Raw genomic sequence first — 19,378 nt, 5'->3', positions numbered from 1 at the left:
AGAGGCCTTATTGGAGCCCTCTTTTACCATTTTTTGTACTATTCAGGTACCCAAGACGTCTTTTCGGCGCCCACTTATTCCAGTTTTTGCTCATTAAGTTATCCAACAGGCCATGTGTCCCACTGGAGCCTAGCACTTACCGCTCTAGTCATCGATTTGTTTATAAACAAAACAGCAAACGTTTAGTAAAGTACCTCCTTTTTTGAAATTGTTTCACGAATCTAAATGGCTTTTATTTCACGCTCATAACTATGGGAATCAATAGAAATCATAAAACTCCACAAGCTAAGAAACAAAACAACTATTTTAATGTTGTAAAGCAAAATAATATGTGATAAAGTATCTATTGAACGAATTGACCAATTCTCTCATTTGGTCATTTTTATTCGTAGAGAGGTGTAATCATGGCAATCGACCGAAAACAGCAAATCATTGATGCAGCATCCAATTCATTTTCTCTCTATGGCTATAAAGCTACAACCATTGACCAGGTTGCTAAAATGGCCAACGTTGGAAAAGGAACGATATATACCTTTTTCAAGAACAAGGAGGAACTTTTCGATGAGATCGTTAACAGGCTTATCAAGGAAATGAAGCGGGTTGCAGACGAATCAGTAGATCCGTCTCATTCATTTTACGAAAACGTTCATCGGGCGCTGTATAAGCTCCTTGAGTTCCGTAAAGAACACCAGCTGACGATCAAGCTTTCCCAGGAAGCGAGAGATCTAGGGACACCGGCAGTATTGGAAGTGATGGCAAAAATGGAAACAGCCATTATCAACTATATTAAGGATAAGGTCGTCCTGGCTGTTCAAAAAAAGGAGATTAAAGAGTGCGATCCCGAAATGACGGCGTTTATCATGATGAAACTCTATATTGCCTTAATATTTGACTGGGAGAAAAAACACAAACCGCTGGAAAAGGAAGAAATCTCACAGCTGTTTGAGTTTTACATTTTCAAAGGATTGTCTATATAGGATAATCCTTGTTTTATGGAGTCGATTGACCGAATGAACGAAATGGTCATTTATTACCAAGAGGAGGACAACAATGAAAAACAAACTATTGCAACAGGAATTGTTAGCGGTATTTCGCAATAAGAAGCTGCTGATCCCAATTTTAGCTGTGATTTTCATCCCGGTTCTATACAGCGGAATGTTCCTGTGGGCCTTTTGGGATCCTTATGAACATCTATCTGATTTGCCAGTTGCTATTGTCAATGAGGATTCAGGAGCGATGATCGAAGGGGAACAACTGGAGCTTGGGGATAATTTGGTTGAGAAACTACAGGAAAGCAAAGACTTTAGTTTTGATTTTGTAGATAAAGCAGACGGAGAAAAAGGGTTAAAAGAGCAAAAGTATTATATGCTCATTAAAATTCCTGAGAATTTCTCCGAAAATGCTACCACATTGCTGGATGACACTCCAAAAAAACTTGAACTCATTTACATGCCGAATGAAAGCTTTAACTTTCTTTCTGCTCAAATCGGTGAAACGGCAGCTGAAAGAATTAAAGCCTCTGTATCTGAGAAGGTGTCTGAAACTTATGCAGAAACAATGTTTGATAAAATAGGTGAACTGGCTGACGGATTGGATCAGGCTAGTGAAGGCGCATCAGAATTAAAGGATGGTGCAGGGAAGTTAAAAAATGGTTCAAGTGAGCTTTATGAAAATCTTTCTGTGCTCGCCGGCAAATCTGTTGAGTTCAACAATGGCATGCTGTCGGCCAAGTCAGGTATCAAAGAAGTTGCTAATGGGGCAAATTCCCTTGCTGGAGGACTGGGACAGCTGGAAACTGGGCATAAGAAGCTAGAAGCCGCATCCGGGGAAATCCTTGCAGGTGAAAAGGAATTGTCCGCAGGCGCATCAAAGTTAGCTGCCGGTTTACAAGAAGCTAACAGCAAGCTTCCTGCCATGGAGGACGGTACATCCAAGCTCAAACAGGGCTCTGAGCAGCTGTCACAAAATATGCTTGCCTGGAAAAAGGGCTCAGATCATGCAGCTGCAGGAGCAAATGAGCTGCATTCAGGCATTCAGGAGCTGCAGAAACAAATGCAAATGATGCAGCCGCTTTTAGCTGCTTATCCAGATAAGGAGAAACAACTTGCAGAAGCATTGCAAAAATTGGAAGCAGGAAGTGCCCAGCTTGCTCAAGGGACAGGAACTCTTTCAGATTCCGCTGGTGCCCTTGCAGGAGGAGCACAGCAGCTTACTGGTGGTCTGGATCAATTAGCTCAGGGTCAATCACAGCTGGGTAAAGGATTTGAGACTCTTTCATCAGGAGGAGCACAGCTTCAAGAAGGAGCCAATAAACTAGCTGCTGGACAGGAACAGTTTAATTCCGGGATGGTCATGTTTGGTGAAAAGCTTGCCGAAGCTAAAGCTGGATCAGATAAGCTTTCTGCTGGATCAACGAAGCTTGCGGGAGGCATGGACCAGCTTGCAGCAGGATCATCTGCAATGGCTGATGGAACTGGTAAGCTGTCATCAGGTGCCGAAAGGCTTGCTGAAGGGAATGGGAAAGTAGCGGCTGGCACAACGGAACTCGCCGATAAGCTTAAAGAAGGTGCAGAAAAAGCGAAGGTCAATCCTTCTGATGATACGTATAATATGCTTGCTGCTCCTGTTAAATTGGATAATGAGAAGATCAACAAAGTTCCAAATTATGGAACAGGTTTCGCGCCTTACTTTTTATCTTTAGGACTTTTTGTCGGTGCATTGCTGCTGTCAATTGTCTTTCCGTTAAGAGAACCTGCAGGGGTGCCATCAAGCGGCTTCAGCTGGTTCAGGAGTAAGTTTGTGATTTTAGCTGGAATAGGGATTATTCAGGCATTGATCGCTGATGCCATATTGCTTGGAGGATTAGGTTTGCAGGTTACGAGCCTTCCGCTCTACCTTCTCTTTTCCATAATAACAAGTCTGACATTTATCACCCTGGTCCAATTCCTTGTTACTTTATTGGGGGATCCAGGACGATTTGTGGCAATTGTCATCTTGATCTTACAACTTACAACAAGTGCTGGAACATTCCCATTGGAATTAATACCAGGATTCCTGCAGAAGTTCAATGCGTTTTTGCCAATGACGTATTCAGTACAAGGCTTCAAAGCCGTCATTTCCAGCGGGGATATCGGCTTCATGTGGCAAAATGCCGGAATCCTCGGAGCGTATATTGCTGCATTGTCTATGGGAACGTGGTTCTACTTCCATCTCATGCATAAGAGGCGATTTGCCATTTCTGCAGAAAAATAGACGTTTTTTATAGCATTTTAAAAAAGGCCAGCCGTTCAAAATGAACGAGCTGGCCTTTCATTTGCTCTCAAAAACTGCTGAAAGGGGTTGTATTACAACCGGAAAGGAAAATAATTTAAGTTTTATAGTTTCCCAGGATGCAAGCATCCATCGCACTTATTCCCATAACATTCGTGCTGTTCTTTTATTGGTTCTCCACACTCCATGCATTGTTTCTGAGGTAAATTACGAAAGAATTCAACGATATTTTCAATCATGCTGTTCGCCTCCAAGTATTAAAGTGTTTTGATACAGATGTCTTATTGATTAAATTGTATTATAACAGTTTGGAATCGTCAATGATTGTTTTCTGAAAAATACCGTTTAAATGAAAAAATGGGCAAAATGAAGTATAGTGAAAGCAAACACGGGATTAAAGGAGGAATATTATTGAAGCTCACAATAGTAGGGTGCTGGGGCGGATATCCTAAGGTTAACGAGGCAAGCACTGGATATTTGCTGGAGCATGACGGCTTTAAACTTATGATAGATTTTGGCAGCGGTGTCCTGGCGAAACTCCAAAACTTTGTACAGCCAGAAGAGCTGGATGCAATGGTGCTGTCACATTACCATCCTGATCATGTGGCAGATATCGGTGTGTTCCAGCACGCAAGACTTATCCAAGGATTTTTAGGAAAAAAATCGCCGCAGCTTCCTATTTATGGCCATACACAGGACAAGCAGGAATTCGCGAAGCTTACATATAAAAACATCACAAAGGGCGTAGCTTACGACCCTAAGAAAAAGCTGGAGATTGGTCCTTTTACTATTACTTTCATGACCGCGGTCCATCCAGTGCCATGCTATGCGATGAGAATTGAAGCAGGAGGGAAATCCCTTGTTTATACGGCCGACACATCATACAAGCAAGATTTCATTTCCTTTGCTAAAGGTGCAGATTTGCTGTTGTCCGAGTGCAATTTTTACGGCAGCCAGGATGGGAAGGGAGCGGGTCATATGAACAGCTATGATAATGGAAGGCTCGCTCAAGAAGCAGGGGTTAAACAGCTCGTACTGACCCACCTTCCTCATTATGGAGAATTGGAACAGCTTGTTACTGAGGCATTGACACTATATGAAGGCCCAATTTCACTGGCAAAAGAAGGGCTGGAGCTTACATTATAAAAGGAGAATCAACTATGCTATTTATCGATAATCAAGGAATCACAGATCCAAGAATAAACCTGGCGATAGAAGAATATGCCTTGAAAAATCTAGATATAAACGAAACATATCTTTTGTTTTATATAAACGAACCGTCCATCATCATCGGCAAAAACCAGAACACAATTGAAGAAATCAATACAGCGTATGTCGAGAAGAATGGCATCCACATTGTTCGCCGACTATCAGGCGGAGGCGCTGTTTACCATGATTTAGGTAACCTGAATTTCAGCTTCATTACAAAGGATGACGGAGAAAGCTTTCATAACTTCAGAAAGTTTACAGAGCCAGTCGTCAATGCTTTGAGAAAATTAGGTGTGGACGCTGAATTAAGCGGCAGGAATGACCTTCTCGCTGCAGGAAGAAAAATTTCAGGAAATGCCCAGTTCTCTACAAGGGGCAGAATGTTCAGCCATGGAACCTTATTATTCGATTCAGAAATTGATAGTGTTGTTTCAGCTCTTAACGTGAAAAAAGATAAAATCGAATCAAAAGGCATTAAATCCATACGGAGCCGTGTGGCCAACATTTCTGAGTTTCTTTCTGAAAAAGTGACAATTGAAGAGTTCCGGAACCTTCTATTAAAAAATATCTTTGAAGGGATGGAGGAAGTTCCAGAATATATCTTAACGGAAAAGGACTGGGAGAATATCCATGAACTTTCAAAAGAAAGATATCAGAACTGGGAATGGAACTATGGGAAGTCACCGAAATTCAATCTTCAACATTCTCATCGTTTCCCTGTCGGCCAAATCGATGTACGCTTTGAGGTGAACAAAGGAATCATTGAAAACTGCAAAATATATGGAGATTTCTTTGGTGTCGGCGATGTGAACGAAATTGAGGCTAAGCTCACAGGCTTAAAATATGAGAAATCACAAATAGCGGCAGCTTTAGAAGAGATGGATATCAAACATTATTTCGGAAATGTTTCTAAGGAAGATTTCATTAATTTAATTTATTGAGCATGAAGAAACGCAATGTCTTTGACATCGCGTTTTTTTATTTACTTAAGTTAAATTGATGGAAATGTCAGCACATTTTTCTTGAATACATAATTTTCTTTCAATATAATATATTTAGAAAACTTTTTACGAGTTTGGTGATAATTACATCACCGCAAAGGGGGAAGGGAGTTAATGAATCTTTCATCACAGCTTCATCACACTGCCTCAATGCTTGGCGAAAAGCCGGCATATTTTTTCATGGACAAGGCAAGTACATATGCTGAACTCGATGCCACTGTTACCAAGTTTGCTTCGGGCCTTGAAAAATTAGGGGTGAAAAAAGGCGATCATATCGCGCTGCTGTTAGGAAACTCTCCACATTTTGTCATCAGCTTGTACGGAGCTCTCCGGCTCGGTGCAACAGTTATTCCCATCAATCCCATTTATACTGCAGATGAAATTGGCTATATTCTGAACAACGGGGATGTTAAAGCCGTTGTTGGACTGGACCTGATGCTGCCTTTGGCTGAAAAAATGCATCACCACCTGCCTAAGGTAGAGAATTTCATCATTTGCGAAACAGGTCAGAGCCAAATGCCAGAAGAGGAAATTTCCAAGTTGTCATTAGGTTCAAAAATGAAACCGTTTACACATGTCGTCGGTTCTGGTGATCACGGATATAAAGGACCAGAGCTTAATGATGACGATGTCGCCATCATTCTTTATACCTCTGGAACAACAGGAAAACCAAAGGGTGCCATGCTTTCACACAAGAACCTTTACAGCAATGCGAAAGATGTAAGCGATTACCTTAAAATGAATGAGGATGATCGTGTCATTACTGCATTGCCTATGTTCCATGTATTTTGTTTGACAGTTGCATTGAATGCACCATTAATGAATGGAGGAACTTTGTTAATCGTTCCTCGCTTCAGTCCGGCAGAGGTTTTCAGAATTGCTAAGAAATATGAGGCAAGTGTATTTGCTGGTGTACCTACGATGTACAATTTCTTATACCAGTATCCAGAAGGAAACCCAGATGATTTAAAATCCTTGAGACTGTGCATTTCCGGTGGAGCATCACTTCCTGTAGCATTGCTGCATAATTTCGAAAGAAAATTCAACGTGATGGTCTCCGAAGGGTATGGACTGTCCGAGGCTTCACCAGTGACATGTTTCAATCCTCTTGACCGCCCTCGCAAGGCCGGTTCGATTGGCACTTCGATTATCAATGTAGAAAACAAGGTTGTAAATGAACTAGGGGAAGAAGTTGCTCCAGGAGAAGTTGGCGAATTGATTGTTCGTGGACCAAATGTTATGGCAGGCTACTATAAAATGCCTGAAGAGACAGCTGCAACAATTAAAGACGGCTGGCTTTATACTGGAGACCTTGCGCGCATGGACGATGAAGGCTATTTTTATATCGTCGACCGCAAAAAAGATATGATCATTGTCGGTGGGTACAATGTGTATCCTCGTGAAGTCGAAGAGGCCTTGTATAACCATCCTGATGTTGTCGAGGTTGCCGTCCTGGGGGTACCAGACCCTAATTTGGGCGAAGCAGTCAGATGCTACGTTGTCAGCAAGAATCCAGACCTGACAGAAGAGCAGCTGCTCGAATATTGCCGTGAGCATATGGCTAAATACAAAGTGCCAAGTGCAATCGAGTTCTTGGAAGAACTGCCTAAGAATACAACCGGCAAAATTTTAAGAAGAGCATTGAAAAATCAAGTTTTACAGGGTCAATAAATTCGAGAGAGGCAGGCTTCCAAGCTCGCCTCTTTTTTAAAGAGGATTTTTTGATATTAAACAAGAATGAGAATAAAGAAAGGAGTAGAGTGGTTTGCAAAATATCCATTTTGAATTAAAAGGGCATACTGCTATCGTTACACTAAATCGCCCTGATGCACTCAACGCATTTAATTATGAGACGCTTGAAGAGCTCCAGAAGACTGTTGAAAAAATCAGGATAAGCGTTGAAGCAAGAGTGATTATTTTTACAGGTGCCGGAGAGAAAGCATTCAGTGTTGGAGCAGATCTAAAAGAGCGCAGGACTTTGGCTGAGGAAGACGTGAAGCGGAATATTTATAAAATCGGTGAAGTATTCACTGCAATAGACCAGCTGCCGCAGCCTACCATCGCAGCAATCAATGGATTTGCGTTTGGAGGCGGGATGGAGCTAGCCCTTGCCTGTGATTTCCGCATTGCCGCAGCGGGAACGCTCATGGGTTTGACAGAAACAAGTCTTGCCATCATCCCCGGTGCTGGCGGGACACAGCGTCTGCCAAGGCTAGTAGGACAGGCAAAAGCATTAGAATTGATTTTGACTGCCCGCCGAATTAAAGCAGAAGAAGCCCTGCAATATGGCCTTGTCACATCAGTAGCCGAGAAAAAAGGTTTACTTGATGAGTGCTTCCGTTTGGCAGAAATGATGCTCGCTAACGGACCAGTGGCATTACAACAAGCAAAGTTCGCAGTCAAGCAGGGATTGAACGCTGATTTACAGACAGGTCTGCAGATCGAGAGAAAAGCGTATGAAGTGACGATTCCAACAGAGGATCGAATTGAAGCATTAGCTGCTTTCAGTGAGAAGAGGAAGCCAGTTTTTAAAGGAAAGTGATGAAACACGGCTATAGCCGTGTTTTTTTATTTCGGGAGAAGAAGTACTTTTCCAAAGTAATGGAAATATGTATAATATATTTTAATGACTTAATTCGTTTAATGGGGTAAAGTATTTTTAATTGAGTAATATTTAATAGTTTCAAAGGGAGGGAAGCGCGTGGAAAGCACATTAGCAGTCAAGCAGGCAACAGAGTTTAAAAAAGGAATCCAATCAGGCATCAGCATTGCGATAGGCTATATGCCGATTGCGCTTACCTTCGGTTTGATTGCCAAGACGACAGGGCTTTCATTGGGTGAAACAGTGATGATGAGCCTGCTGGTCTTTGCAGGTGCAGCTCAATACATATCATTAAGCCTGCTGGCGCAGGGAATTGGGATTTTTGAAATTGTCCTTACAACTTTTATTGTAAATATCCGTCATTTTCTTATGTCTGCCTCACTGAACGAAAAGGCGGACGAAGACAGTATCCCCGCGAGAATGGCCTATTCATTCGGCATTACCGATGAAACCTTTTCGGTAGCTGCGACTCGTGAAGGGACTGTAAATGCAGGATACATGTTCGGTTTGAACCTTACCGCTTATTCCAGCTGGGTAATTTTTTCAGGATTGGGCTTCCTCATTGGTGCAGCTTTGCCGCAAACCCTGCAAGAGAGCATGTCGGTTGCTCTATATGCGATGTTTGTCGGACTTTTGGTGCCGTCGATGAAAAAGAATGTGAAGGTAGTTTTCCTTGCCGTTCTGGCGGCGTGCTTCAACTCAATTTTCACCTTGGCTGAATTGATGTCCACAGGCTGGGCAATTGTATTGGCAACGCTGCTGTCTGCAATTTTAGTAGAAATAGTGGAAACAGTTAAGCTTGGCAGGAGGGCAGAGGCAGATGAGTAAAGAGATTATTATCATGATTATCGGCATGGCAGTCGTAACCTACCTTCCAAGAATGCTTCCGTTTGTCATGTTCAAAGGGAAGGAACTTCCACCATTTTTACAGGGAGTGTTGAAAAATGTTCCCTATGCCACGCTTGGTGCCCTTATTTTCCCAGCGATACTTTTTATCCAGGAAGATATCTGGTACGGAGTTATCGGAGCAGCATCTGCGTTCATTGCTGCTTTTCTGGGTGCAAATGTAATCGTCGTAGTCATAGGCTCTATTTCCGTATTAACATTATATTCGTATTTTTTCTAGATCTGCTTTATTGCAGGTCTATTTTTTTATTACCTCAAAATTTTGTAGACTGGAAAATCTGCGCGGAAATTACCAATTTTCGTTTGAACGAAAAAAAACGCGCAAAAAAAACGAAATGTTGACAAGGTGAGAGAATACATTATAATTAACTTTATTAATTCCGACTAAACTGATTTGTTTTATTTGAATGGGGTGATTTGATTGTTCATTTCTATAAATAATGTTCATAAACAATACGCAGATAAAGATAATCACCAGATTGATATTTTGAAAGGTATTGATCTTGGAGTAAATAAAGGTGAATTTGTTTCGATTCTTGGTCCTTCTGGCTGCGGGAAATCTACGCTTCTATCGATTGTTGCCGGGCTTACCCCAGCAACCAGCGGAGATATTCTTATAGATGGCAAGCGTGTAGAAAAGCCAGGAAAGGATCGGGGAATGGTTTTTCAGCAGGCGGCTTTGTTTCCATGGCTGAATGTGCTGGAGAATGTCATTTTTCCTTTTAAAAGAGAACTGCCTAAGAAACAGGCAGAAGCAGAAGCGAAAAAATATCTGCAAATGGTCCAGCTAGGAAACTATACAGGTCATTATCCTCACGAGCTTTCTGGCGGGATGCAGCAACGTGTCGCAATCGCCAGAGCACTTGCGATGAATCCGGATATTCTCTTGATGGATGAACCGTTTGGCGCGCTTGATGAACAGACGCGTACTCGACTCCATGACCAGCTGGAGACAATCTGGACAGAAACGCAAAAGACGATTTTATTTGTAACCCACAGCATCTCTGAATCAATCAAACTATCAGACCGGATCATTGTGATGGGGACGAAGCCCGGTATCATCCTTAAGGATATTAAGGTGGATATCCCAAGACCGCGCCATCAGCACAAAAAAGCGATGGTGGAGCTGGAAGAATACATCATGGGATTCCTGAAGAAGGAAATCGACAAAGTGGTCAGAGAGGAACTTGCACATGAATCCAACCATTAAAAGAATCATATTTTTCACAGCAATCATTGCATTTTGGTATACCGGATCGAAGCTGGAGTGGTGGCTGCCAATTATTTTGCCGTCTCCGGAAAAAGTGCTTGAGGCGTTAGTGACTGGATTCCAGGATAAAACATTGATATACGATTTAGTCGCCAGCTTTAAACGTCTGGCAATTGGCCTTGGGATCTCTCTCGTGATTGGATCGGCACTGGGAGTCCTGCTCGCGAGGTCAAAATCAGCCGACGAAACGATCGGTACAGTCGTTCTAGCCCTTCAAAGCGTACCAAGTATCGTCTGGCTTCCACTAGCCATCATGTGGTTCGGCATGAATGAAAAAGCCGTCATATTCGTTGTTGTACTTGGAGGAACATTTGTGATGACTCTGAATCTCAGAATGGGCATCAAGAATGTTTCACCACTTTATATAAAAGCAGCCAGGACAATGGGGTCCACCGGCTGGGATTTATTCAGAAGAGTTATTTTCCCTGCATCGATTCCTTATGCAGTGACAGGCGCAAGGCTAGCATGGGCATTTGCCTGGCGTGCGCTGATGGCAGGTGAGCTGTTGAGCACCGGACCGGGACTAGGCTACACGCTGCGTTATGCTTCAGACTTCGGGAACATGGCTCTGGTAATTGGTGTCATGATTATCATTGGAGTTATTGGAACAATTGTAGACCAGATCATTTTCCAGCGCATCGAAAAATCAGTGCTTCACCGCTGGGGACTTGAATCATAAAACTAAGGGGGAAATCTTATGAAAAAAGCTATTTTAGTAGTAACCTTCTTGTTCACGTTTGCGGTGCTGCTTTCCGGATGCGGTTCAGGCGGGGCATCGAAAACAAACGCTGGCAAAGAAAAAATCGTTATTGGCTATTTCCCGAACATCAATCACGTGCCTGCAATGGTTGCAAAGGATAAAGGCTTTTACCAGCAGCAGCTTGGCGACGGCACAACAATCGAGTATAAAACCTTCGCTGAAGGCGGCTCGTTCATGACGGCGCTTAAAACTGGCGAAATTGACGCGGGACTTGTAGGTCCTGCTCCTGCGATGAACAATTATACAACAGGTGCTGATGTGAAAATCATTGCCGGAGCGTCGACTGGCGGCACGGTCGTTTTAGCAAGAAAAGGAGTCAGCATCGACTCTGTTGAGGACTTTGCAGGCAAGACTTTCATTACTCCAGGCGTAGGCTGCACTCATGACGTTCAATATGAAACATATCTTGAGGAAGCAGGCATTACATCAGAGCGCATCGGCGGAACAATGAAGCATCTTACCGGACAGCCGGCACAATATGCTGCCATGCTGAAATCTGGAAAAATCGACATTGCTGTAGCTCCTGAACCATGGGCTGCTGTTATTGAAAAACAAACTGGTGCTGAGGTTGTCATAGGCTGGGATGAAGTAGCATATGGCGAAACACTGCCGGCTTCTGTCATGGTCACTTCAGGTAAAATGATTAAGGAAAACCCTGAAACGGTTCGAAAAATAATTGATGCTCATAAGCAAGCCGTCAAATTCATTAATGAAAATCCTGAGGAAGCACAACAGATCACAATTAAAGACATCAAAGAAACAACAAAGCAAGAGCTCGAGAAGGACGTAGTAGAGCTAGCCTGGGAGCGAATTGGATTCACTTATGAAGTAGATGAGAAAACAATCCAGGAGTTCTCTGATTCCTCATATGCTTTGAAATTCCTAAAGGATAAACCCGACTTTAAGAAATTGATCGATAAAACTTTTATCAATTAAGCTGTGTAAGGTCTGGGCTAATTTATAGCACCTGACGCCCCGCGGAAAGCGAGTGCCTGGAGCGGAAATCAACAGACTAATTTGACATAACCATTAATTAAATTCACTGAGGGTACCAAGAAGTTGCATCTTGGTACCCTTTTTCTGTGTGCGTTTAAACCCGACAATAACTTGTTCTATTTTTAAAGCAGCAGACTAAAATAGTTATTGAAGGGTTGTACGTAAAGGGGGAAAAGCTATGGCGAGAAAAATGGGCTTTTATGGAGTAATCGCCTATGTGCTCTACGGATTTGCGGTATATTGGTACTTATTTTATTTTGCAGATACAAATCTTCCATTTGAATTTGAAGGCTCGAGGGCTGATCCTGCGACTTTCCTGAACGGCAGGGAATTGATGCTCAGCGAGGAATATTCGAAAGTCAGGAACTTATTATTCTTTCTCTCTACACCATTTGAATGGCTATTTTACTTTTTGATTCTGTTATTAGGGCTCTCCAAAGCTTTTAAAAAATGGGGAGAACAAACATCCAAGAATAAATACGGCCAAACGGCCATCTACTTGATCTGGCTTTCGTTCTTTGCGTTCGTTGCAACATTCCCGCTTAGCTATATAAGCTATACACTTTCAAAGACGTATAATATTTCAACCCAGACTTTTGCTTCGTGGATGAAGGATGAAATGATCGATTTCTGGATCAATTATGCAATGATGTTCGTGATCGTAGTTGTCCTGTACTGGCTGATGAATAAAAGCAAAAGATTCTGGTGGCTGTTCGCATGGCTGCTGTCGGTGCCGTTTACACTTTTCATTATGTTCCTCCAGCCGGTCGTGATCGATCCGCTGTATAATGACTTTTACCCGCTAAAAAACAAGGAGCTCGAAACGAAAATCCTTGATCTTGCAGAGCAAGCGAACATCCCGGCGCAGCATGTGTTTGAAGTGAATATGGCTGAAAAAACGAATGCTCTTAACGCATATGTTACTGGTATCGGTTCTAATTCCCGCATCGTCCTGTGGGATACGACCCTGAATCGGCTGAATGATGACCAAATTCTGTTCATCATGGCCCATGAAATGGCCCACTATGTAGAAAAACACATATATATCGGTATTGGCGGATATCTGCTCCTATCTCTCGTCGGCCTGTATGCTGTTTCACGATTGATGAATTGGGCAATCGCGCGCTGGGGACGAGAATTTAAAATCACGGATCCCGGTGATCTCAAATCGCTGCCACTATTCCTTATGTTCCTGTCGATGATTATGTTTGCTGCAAGCCCGGTTTCAAACCTTGTTTCACGTTATCAGGAAACCCGCGCTGATAAATATGCGATTGAAATGACTGATAATACAGATGCAGCGATTTCATCCTTCCAAGAGCTGACAAAGGCAGGGCTTAGCCAGGTTAATCCTCCATTTATGGTGAAGATTTTCAGGTACGGACACCCGACTATGCTCGAAAGAATAACCCGTCTTGAGGATTATGAAGTGCAGAAGCGGAATGAACAAGAGTGAAAATGAAACAATAAGCCCCTGAATGAATTTTTCAGGGGCTGTTTTTTATTGTAAAATAATAAAAACCCCCTTTATGGGGGATTTCACTCATTTACGTTCCAAATTGTTTATTAAGATCCTTCAACTCTTCTGTCAGGGATAGAAATAAAATCTGGTCGCGTTCATCTATTGCTTTATCGATTTTAGACAGCAATTTTTCTTTTTTCGTGTTTAATTGGATTTCAGAAATAAGCATGTCAACATACAGGTCCAGAACAAAAGATTCCTTGGCTTTTATGCGTTTCATTACACTGGCCTTCATGATTTCAGAATACGATTTTTCTTTCACTGACCTCACCTCTTAGACCTTTTTTATATTATATGGAGGAAAGAAAAGATAATCAACTAAATTTTTATAATTTTTAGAAAATTTTTCTCGTGTGATTAAATGTGGCTAAATAAGGAATTTTTCATGAGAGGAAAGAAAATTTTAGCAATTATGCTACAATAGGGTATATGGTATTTTAGGAGATGAAGGAATGACAATCAACCAAAAGAATTTAGTAGAAGAGTACGAAATAAATCCTTTTACAATGATCATTCTTCCTGAAGAATACGGAAGCAAGACCTACAGCAAGGTAATAGAATTGGAAGAGGAGTATTTGTCTCCGTTCAGGCCGATTGAAATCGTAAAAAAAAGCTGTAAATACTTTGGCTCCAGTTATGAAGGGAGAAAAGAAGGAACCCGACAGCTGACAGGGATTACCCATAAAATCCCCATCATTATTGACCCCATAAGCTCCATTTACTTTATGCCCACAAGTTCACCTGCAAATCCAGACTGTATATGGGTGTCACATGAGCATGTTTTGTTCCATAAAAAGGTGGATTCCCATAGCACACAGGTTATCTTCAGAAACAAAAAATCCATTACCTTGCCAGTATCTCACCATTCTTTTGAAAACCAGCTGCTGCGCACATCCTTGCTGCGCACAAAATTTATGCAGCGGATGAAAGAAACTGAACGGAAAGCCCTTTACTTGCTCCATGGACCAAAATATAGTGAAGTACAGGGATATCATCATGCTAGTTTAGTAAGTGAAGTTTTTAGGGATAATTAAGCTATTTTACATTCTCTGTAAGTGAATCAAGGGAATCCGGATTAGAACCGGATTCCTTTTAGTTTTTTTCCAGAGGAACATCGACTTGCTTGAACCGCTTGAGTAAATAATAAAGCATCAATTCCTGGACCTTGTTGCGGATGCGGGGATTAAAATAATTGTGGTGTTCTTCGTAGCCTTGATAAATGAAGAGGAACATCGTAAATGCATCATCACGCTTTACTTCCTCAACCTTAAGGTTATGCTTTTTTAAATAGCTTTTGACCTTAGCGAGTTCTTTCTGGACTGCCTTCATTGTTTCTTCAATTAGCTCCAAATATGGCTTCTTTAATTTGAATGGACTTTTTTCAACGACAGAAAGATCCCGGTTCAGCACGACAAGTACCATCGGCAAATAAATGGCCTGTTCCATGATATCGCGGTCTTGTTCAGGAATCCTTGTCATTATGCTTTGCCCCTTTATGAATGAAATAGAACATTTGTTCGTTATTATCGTACTGGATTTTTTAGCGGATTTCAAGAGTGTAAAAAAAATTTCCTGCTCCTTATCATAATTTCCAAACGATATATAAAAATTTCAAGGTATTTATCCCATCATTTAAAGCGTAAAAAGATTTTTAATTGAAAAGAAGGAAATATATTTCTGTTATCGAAATAAAATAAATAAACAATTTTTATTTGGAAGGGTGGCTGCTCAGATGGGAGAAAAAAGATTCCTCAAAGCAGAAGATTTATACGAATTGAAGTCCGTAACAGATCCTCAACTTTCACCTGATGGCAAGAAGTGTGTATTTGTTCAGACTGATATGCTGAAAAAAAAGAATGACTATGTCTCTAATTTATACATACTCGATCTCGAAGAAGGCGGTGAGCCGAAGCAATGGACGTATGGTGAATACCGAAACCACTCACCTAGATGGTCTCCTGACGGATCTAAACTCGCGTTTGTTTCCAACAGAGCAGGTAAAAATCAAGTTTATGTACTGGATGCAGCCGGAGGCGAGGCAAGGCAGGCGACGAGCTTTAAAAATGGTGCAAGCGGGCCTGTGTGGTCGCCTGATGGTTCAAAACTAGCTTGTTCCGTTTTCCTCAAACCAGAAGAGGATTTACTGGAGAAGGAAGAAGAGAAGAAGGAAGAAAGGAAGCTTGAGCCATTTGTTACAGAGGAAATGAAGTATAAATCTGATGCTGCTGGTTTCTGGGATGGAAAGTATAAGCAGACAGCAATCGTAAATCTTGTGGATGGCAAAGCAGAGCTGCTTGCAAGGGGAGAAGCGGACTACCATCTCCAGTGCTGGTCGCCTGACGGCAAAACGATTGTCCTTTCAGCGGATGAAACTGCAGAGCGCGATTTCTCTTTTAAAAGCGATTTATTGCAAATGGATGTTGAAACAGGAAAGGTCTCAAAAATAACGGATGGAAAAGGGTACTATGGCAATGCGGCTTTTTCTCCTGATGGAATGTACCTTGGTTATACTGGCCATGAAAGAGAATATGAAAATGCCACCTTGTCTCAGCTATGGATTCAAGAATTAGCAACAGGCAATGTTCAATGCATCACTGAGAACATGGATATCCTTGTAGGAGATGGGGTTGCAGCTGATTTTCAGCAAGGAGCCCACAGCCCTGGCTTTTTATGGGGCGAGGATAACGAGAGCTTCTACTTCCTTGCGAGCGACCAGGGCAATACGGTCATCTATTTTGGGAATTTAGCTGGTGAAATTTATCCTGCCTTGCTGGATCAGCAACATGTATACGGGTATACACTTGACCGCAAAAACCAAAGAATCGTGGCTGCCATTAGCAATCCGGTTCTTCCTGGGGAGCTATTCCAGCTGGAAGTAACAACAGGAGAAATGAAGCAGCTTACATCTGTGAATGAAAAATTCCTGAATGAAGTTAGATTATCGATGCCAGAGCCAATTTCGTTTGCGGCAAGTGACGAAACTCCGCTTCATGGGTGGATCATGAAGCCAGCTGGCTTTGAAGCTGGAAAGAAATATCCGCTGATTCTGGAAATACACGGCGGACCACACGCTCTGTATGCGAATACGTATTTTAATGAATTCCAGGTCCTTGCTTCTGAAGGATACGCGGTTCTCTACATCAATCCGCGTGGCAGCCATGGGTACGGACAGCAATTTGTCGATGCCGTTCGCGGCGATTATGGCGGTGGCGATTACCAGGATGTTATGGACGCAGTCGATTACGCACTAGAAAATTATGATTTCATTGATAGTGAAAGACTTGGGGTGACAGGCGGAAGCTATGGCGGCTTCATGACAAACTGGATAGTGGGACATACAGACCGTTTCAAGGCTGCCGTCACCCAGCGCTCCATCTCGAACTGGATCAGTTTTTATGGAGTCAGCGACATCGGCTACTATTTTACAGAGTGGCAAATAAAAGCAGATCTAAATGATATTGAGACATTATGGAAGCATTCACCGCTTTCGTATGCTGATAAAATCAATACTCCTTTATTGATTCTTCACAGCGAAAAAGATTATCGCTGCCCGATTGAGCAGGCGGAACAGCTGTTTATCGCATTGAAGAAACAGGGGAAGAAAACGAAGTTCATCCGCTTCCCAGAATCAAACCACGAGCTGTCCCGAAGCGGAAAGCCAAACCTTAGGTTAAACCGATTGGGTTACATTGTAGAATGGTTTAATGATCATCTTAAGTAAACAGTAGTTTTTAGTATAAAAATTAGGTTCAATTAAGGCTCGTTGTTAATTTTGGCCCTTTGTTGATTGGAGTGCCTGAGTGGAAATATCTATTCAAGGTTAACAAATCTAATATTAAGAAATATATACGTTACAAGCCCGCAGTAATCATTTACTGCGGGTTTATTTTTGAAATTTCCTTCGGAGAAGTTTAATGTTATAGAGAAAGAAGGAAAATAAGATCATCAGTAACTATTTAAGAAAAAAATAAGTCGATTATATTAAAAACTAATTTTGGAAGGAATTTTAACATGAGATATGAAAGAACCCAGCGTAATAAAAAGAAGAAAAGAATCAGATGGTCAGGGGTCTTTTTCTTGCTGTTTCTTCTCATTGGTGCTTTGGCTGTTTATTCCTATTTTCAATATAGAGCAGGTGTAAGTGATTCAGCCAAGACAGCTGAGCAAAATAAGCAGGAATATGAATTCAATGGTGAACGAGACCGGAATGGTGCCACCAATATTTTATTGCTTGGCAGCGATGCCAGAGGAAAAGAGAAGTCGCGTGCAGATACAATTATGATTGCAAGCTATAATCCGGATAAAGGAACCTATAAACTGACGTCTATTATGAGGGATACGTATATCAGCATTCCGGGCTATGGTGATAATAAGATAAATGCTGCATTTGCTTTAGGCGGTCCTGAGCTGCTGAGGCAAACAATTAAGGAGAACTTCGATATAGATCTCCAGTACTATGCCATTGTCGATTTTGAAGGATTTGTCCGCGTGGTGGATGAGGCTTTCCCAGACGGTGTTGAAGTCAATGTTGAGAAGAGGATGTCAGAAAACATTGGAGTCACACTGGAGCCAGGATTACAGAAGCTGGATGGCAAGCACTTACTAGGCTATGTGCGGTTCCGCCATGATGCTGTCGGTGATTTCGGAAGGGTAGAACGCCAGCAGAGCGTCATAAAGGAAGTGGGCAAACAGTTCGCCAGCTTTCAAACCCTGCCTAAGCTTCCGAAGCTTGTCGGTGTAGTAATGCCATTTGTGAATACGAATATGGATACAGGGGATATCCTGTTCATGGGAAAAGGTTTCCTATCAAAGGATAATCGGAATATCGATACGATGAGAATCCCGGTAGAAGGCTCTTACGAAAATCAAAGGGTTGAAGATGCAGGTGCCGTGCTGGCAATCAACCTTGAAGAAAACAGGCAAGCGCTTCAGGAATTTTTAGCAAAATAAATGAATGATGTTAGAAAGTTCTCATTCATTCGTTTGAGGTGTACAATAATTTCAATGAGGTATTTATTGAAATAAGATGGTTTGGTGAAGCTCTGCAGAAATGGAAAGCAAGCCAAAGAATGAATGGCATAAGGCTGGGCTTTTTTAGCCTGCAGAGCTATTGGACAAGGAGACTTCCATGGATTTTGAATTATTGAAACAATGGTTTACAATCGAAAATATTATGGACCTTCTCAGGCAATATCGGTCATTTGGACCTATCCCGGGAATATTGCTCCCGATGCTGGAAGCATTTCTTCCTTTTTTGCCATTGTTTTTATTTGTCATGGCCAATGCAAATGCTTTTGGCCTTTGGCTGGGTTTTCTATTTTCCTGGATAGGCGCGGTGCTGGGTGCTTTGATTGTATTTTTGATTTTTAGGAATTATGGACAGGGTCGGGCACTGCGTTTTTTACAACGTCATTCAAAGGTCCAAAAGGGAATGAGCTGGATTGAGCGCCATGGATTTGGCCCGATCTTCCTGATGCTTTGCTTTCCGTTCACACCATCTGCTCTCGTAAATATTGTTGCCGGTCTGTCGAAAATAAGCATGGCTCAGTATATGCTGGCAGTTATTGCTGGCAAGATGGTGATGATTTTCACGATAAGTTTTGTCGGATATGATCTCCGCTCTTTGATCACAAACCCATTCCGGACTGCCATTGTCCTTGTGATCATCGCTATTCTCTGGTATATCGGGAAAAGAATTGAAGTAAAAATGAATACGAGTGTGGGAAAAGATGATAAAGTTCGATAATCAAACCAGTCCTTATAAAAGTACTTGAAGCGGAAATCTACAGAATAATTTAAAACGCCTAATGATTGTATACACATAGATAGCTATTTTCTGTAA

The 19,378-nt window shown here is 41.9% G+C and carries 19 protein-coding genes; 16 read left to right on the top strand and 3 right to left on the bottom strand.

The genetic code is table 11. The features are described 5' to 3' along the window. Window positions 1–404 precede the first annotated feature (404 nt). Together V7654_RS09430 and V7654_RS09425 are read left to right on the top strand one after the other, a co-directional pair. Window positions 405–977: a TetR/AcrR family transcriptional regulator gene (locus V7654_RS09430; protein ID WP_335430089.1), complete on the top strand. Its 573-nt coding sequence runs from the start codon at window positions 405–407 to the stop codon at window positions 975–977. A gap of 73 nt (window positions 978–1,050) precedes the next feature. After that, window positions 1,051–3,252, top strand: coding sequence for a YhgE/Pip domain-containing protein (locus V7654_RS09425; RefSeq protein WP_335430088.1), 2,202 nt, complete (start codon window positions 1,051–1,053; stop codon window positions 3,250–3,252). Window positions 3,253–3,374: 122 nt separating this feature from the next. On the opposite strand, the gene yhfH is transcribed toward V7654_RS09425, so the two are convergent. Next, the gene (yhfH, locus tag V7654_RS09420; RefSeq protein ID WP_335430087.1) at window positions 3,375–3,509 is read right to left on the bottom strand and encodes a protein YhfH; all 135 of its coding nucleotides are present in this window, start codon (window positions 3,507–3,509) and stop codon (window positions 3,375–3,377) included. 172 nt (window positions 3,510–3,681) lie between these two features. On the opposite strand from yhfH, the gene V7654_RS09415 reads away from it, so the two are divergent. The 10 genes from V7654_RS09415 (at window position 3,682) to V7654_RS09370 (ending at window position 13,470) form a co-directional block, all read left to right on the top strand. Then, window positions 3,682–4,416, top strand: coding sequence for an MBL fold metallo-hydrolase (locus V7654_RS09415; protein ID WP_335430086.1), 735 nt, complete (start codon window positions 3,682–3,684; stop codon window positions 4,414–4,416). 14 nt (window positions 4,417–4,430) lie between these two features. Beyond that, a complete protein-coding gene (locus V7654_RS09410; protein WP_335430085.1) occupies window positions 4,431–5,420 on the top strand; it encodes a lipoate--protein ligase in 990 nt (329 codons plus the stop codon). Window positions 5,421–5,594: 174 nt separating this feature from the next. Next, window positions 5,595–7,151: a fatty acid--CoA ligase family protein gene (locus V7654_RS09405; RefSeq protein WP_335430084.1), complete on the top strand. Its 1,557-nt coding sequence runs from the start codon at window positions 5,595–5,597 to the stop codon at window positions 7,149–7,151. 94 nt (window positions 7,152–7,245) lie between these two features. Further along, on the top strand, window positions 7,246–8,022 hold the full coding sequence (locus tag V7654_RS09400; protein ID WP_335430083.1) for an enoyl-CoA hydratase-related protein: 777 nt from the start codon (window positions 7,246–7,248) through the stop codon (window positions 8,020–8,022). Window positions 8,023–8,181: 159 nt separating this feature from the next. Beyond that, the gene (locus V7654_RS09395; RefSeq protein ID WP_335430082.1) at window positions 8,182–8,910 is read left to right on the top strand and encodes an AzlC family ABC transporter permease; all 729 of its coding nucleotides are present in this window, start codon (window positions 8,182–8,184) and stop codon (window positions 8,908–8,910) included. Then, window positions 8,903–9,208, top strand: coding sequence for an AzlD domain-containing protein (locus V7654_RS09390; protein WP_335430081.1), 306 nt, complete (start codon window positions 8,903–8,905; stop codon window positions 9,206–9,208). The genes V7654_RS09395 and V7654_RS09390 overlap by 8 nt, the downstream gene beginning before the upstream one ends. Before the next feature lie 201 nt (window positions 9,209–9,409). Beyond that, window positions 9,410–10,198 (top strand): ABC transporter ATP-binding protein, encoded by a 789-nt coding sequence (locus V7654_RS09385; RefSeq protein ID WP_335430080.1) that lies wholly within the window; start codon window positions 9,410–9,412, stop codon window positions 10,196–10,198. Next, the gene (locus V7654_RS09380) at window positions 10,182–10,937 is read left to right on the top strand and encodes an ABC transporter permease (RefSeq protein WP_335430079.1); all 756 of its coding nucleotides are present in this window, start codon (window positions 10,182–10,184) and stop codon (window positions 10,935–10,937) included. Before V7654_RS09385 ends, V7654_RS09380 begins: the two co-directional genes overlap by 17 nt. An 18-nt stretch (window positions 10,938–10,955) precedes the next feature. Beyond that, window positions 10,956–11,954: an ABC transporter substrate-binding protein gene (locus V7654_RS09375; RefSeq protein WP_335430078.1), complete on the top strand. Its 999-nt coding sequence runs from the start codon at window positions 10,956–10,958 to the stop codon at window positions 11,952–11,954. 238 nt (window positions 11,955–12,192) lie between these two features. Beyond that, window positions 12,193–13,470 (top strand): M48 family metallopeptidase, encoded by a 1,278-nt coding sequence (locus V7654_RS09370; RefSeq protein WP_335430077.1) that lies wholly within the window; start codon window positions 12,193–12,195, stop codon window positions 13,468–13,470. 91 nt (window positions 13,471–13,561) lie between these two features. Here the strand turns inward: V7654_RS09370 and V7654_RS09365 are convergent, their stop codons facing one another. Beyond that, complete coding sequence (locus V7654_RS09365) at window positions 13,562–13,798, bottom strand: IDEAL domain-containing protein (protein WP_335430076.1); 237 nt, start codon at window positions 13,796–13,798, stop codon at window positions 13,562–13,564. A gap of 190 nt (window positions 13,799–13,988) precedes the next feature. Between V7654_RS09365 and V7654_RS09360 the strand changes: the two genes are divergently transcribed. Next, a complete protein-coding gene (locus V7654_RS09360; RefSeq protein ID WP_335430075.1) occupies window positions 13,989–14,570 on the top strand; it encodes a competence protein ComK in 582 nt (193 codons plus the stop codon). Window positions 14,571–14,628: 58 nt separating this feature from the next. Here the strand turns inward: V7654_RS09360 and V7654_RS09355 are convergent, their stop codons facing one another. Further along, window positions 14,629–15,015, bottom strand: a complete 387-nt coding sequence (locus V7654_RS09355; RefSeq protein ID WP_335430074.1) for a hypothetical protein — start codon at window positions 15,013–15,015, stop codon at window positions 14,629–14,631. 253 nt (window positions 15,016–15,268) lie between these two features. Between V7654_RS09355 and V7654_RS09350 the strand changes: the two genes are divergently transcribed. From V7654_RS09350 to V7654_RS09340, 3 genes are all read left to right on the top strand, one after another. After that, entirely contained in the window at window positions 15,269–17,257 is a 1,989-nt protein-coding gene (locus tag V7654_RS09350; RefSeq protein ID WP_335430073.1) for a S9 family peptidase, read from the top strand. A gap of 290 nt (window positions 17,258–17,547) precedes the next feature. Then, window positions 17,548–18,486, top strand: coding sequence for an LCP family protein (locus V7654_RS09345; protein WP_335430072.1), 939 nt, complete (start codon window positions 17,548–17,550; stop codon window positions 18,484–18,486). A 178-nt stretch (window positions 18,487–18,664) separates the two neighbouring features. Further along, the gene (locus V7654_RS09340) at window positions 18,665–19,282 is read left to right on the top strand and encodes a TVP38/TMEM64 family protein (protein WP_335430071.1); all 618 of its coding nucleotides are present in this window, start codon (window positions 18,665–18,667) and stop codon (window positions 19,280–19,282) included. The last annotated feature ends 96 nt before the right edge of the window (window positions 19,283–19,378 follow it).

It is taken from the genome of Bacillus sp. JJ1609, assembly GCF_036967045.1.
Taxonomy (GTDB): Bacteria; Bacillota; Bacilli; order Bacillales; family Cytobacillaceae; genus Mesobacillus.
Note: the sequence above shows the minus strand (reverse complement) of the source record. Positions and strands in the feature narration are given on the sequence as shown.

What these genes read in the sequence shown, in the direction of transcription:
- V7654_RS09430 (WP_335430089.1), top strand. Translation starts at nt 405, where the DNA reads ATGGCAATCGACCGAAAACAGCAAATCATTGATGCAGCATCCAATTCA.
- V7654_RS09425 (WP_335430088.1), top strand. Translation starts at nt 1,051, where the DNA reads ATGAAAAACAAACTATTGCAACAGGAATTGTTAGCGGTATTTCGCAAT.
- yhfH (WP_335430087.1), bottom strand. Translation starts at nt 3,509, where the DNA reads ATGATTGAAAATATCGTTGAATTCTTTCGTAATTTACCTCAGAAACAA.
- V7654_RS09410 (WP_335430085.1), top strand. Translation starts at nt 4,431, where the DNA reads ATGCTATTTATCGATAATCAAGGAATCACAGATCCAAGAATAAACCTG.
- V7654_RS09405 (WP_335430084.1), top strand. Translation starts at nt 5,595, where the DNA reads ATGAATCTTTCATCACAGCTTCATCACACTGCCTCAATGCTTGGCGAA.
- V7654_RS09390 (WP_335430081.1), top strand. Translation starts at nt 8,903, where the DNA reads ATGAGTAAAGAGATTATTATCATGATTATCGGCATGGCAGTCGTAACC.
- V7654_RS09380 (WP_335430079.1), top strand. Translation starts at nt 10,182, where the DNA reads ATGAATCCAACCATTAAAAGAATCATATTTTTCACAGCAATCATTGCA.
- V7654_RS09375 (WP_335430078.1), top strand. Translation starts at nt 10,956, where the DNA reads ATGAAAAAAGCTATTTTAGTAGTAACCTTCTTGTTCACGTTTGCGGTG.
- V7654_RS09370 (WP_335430077.1), top strand. Translation starts at nt 12,193, where the DNA reads ATGGCGAGAAAAATGGGCTTTTATGGAGTAATCGCCTATGTGCTCTAC.
- V7654_RS09360 (WP_335430075.1), top strand. Translation starts at nt 13,989, where the DNA reads ATGACAATCAACCAAAAGAATTTAGTAGAAGAGTACGAAATAAATCCT.
- V7654_RS09355 (WP_335430074.1), bottom strand. Translation starts at nt 15,015, where the DNA reads ATGACAAGGATTCCTGAACAAGACCGCGATATCATGGAACAGGCCATT.
- V7654_RS09350 (WP_335430073.1), top strand. Translation starts at nt 15,269, where the DNA reads ATGGGAGAAAAAAGATTCCTCAAAGCAGAAGATTTATACGAATTGAAG.
- V7654_RS09345 (WP_335430072.1), top strand. Translation starts at nt 17,548, where the DNA reads ATGAGATATGAAAGAACCCAGCGTAATAAAAAGAAGAAAAGAATCAGA.
- V7654_RS09340 (WP_335430071.1), top strand. Translation starts at nt 18,665, where the DNA reads ATGGATTTTGAATTATTGAAACAATGGTTTACAATCGAAAATATTATG.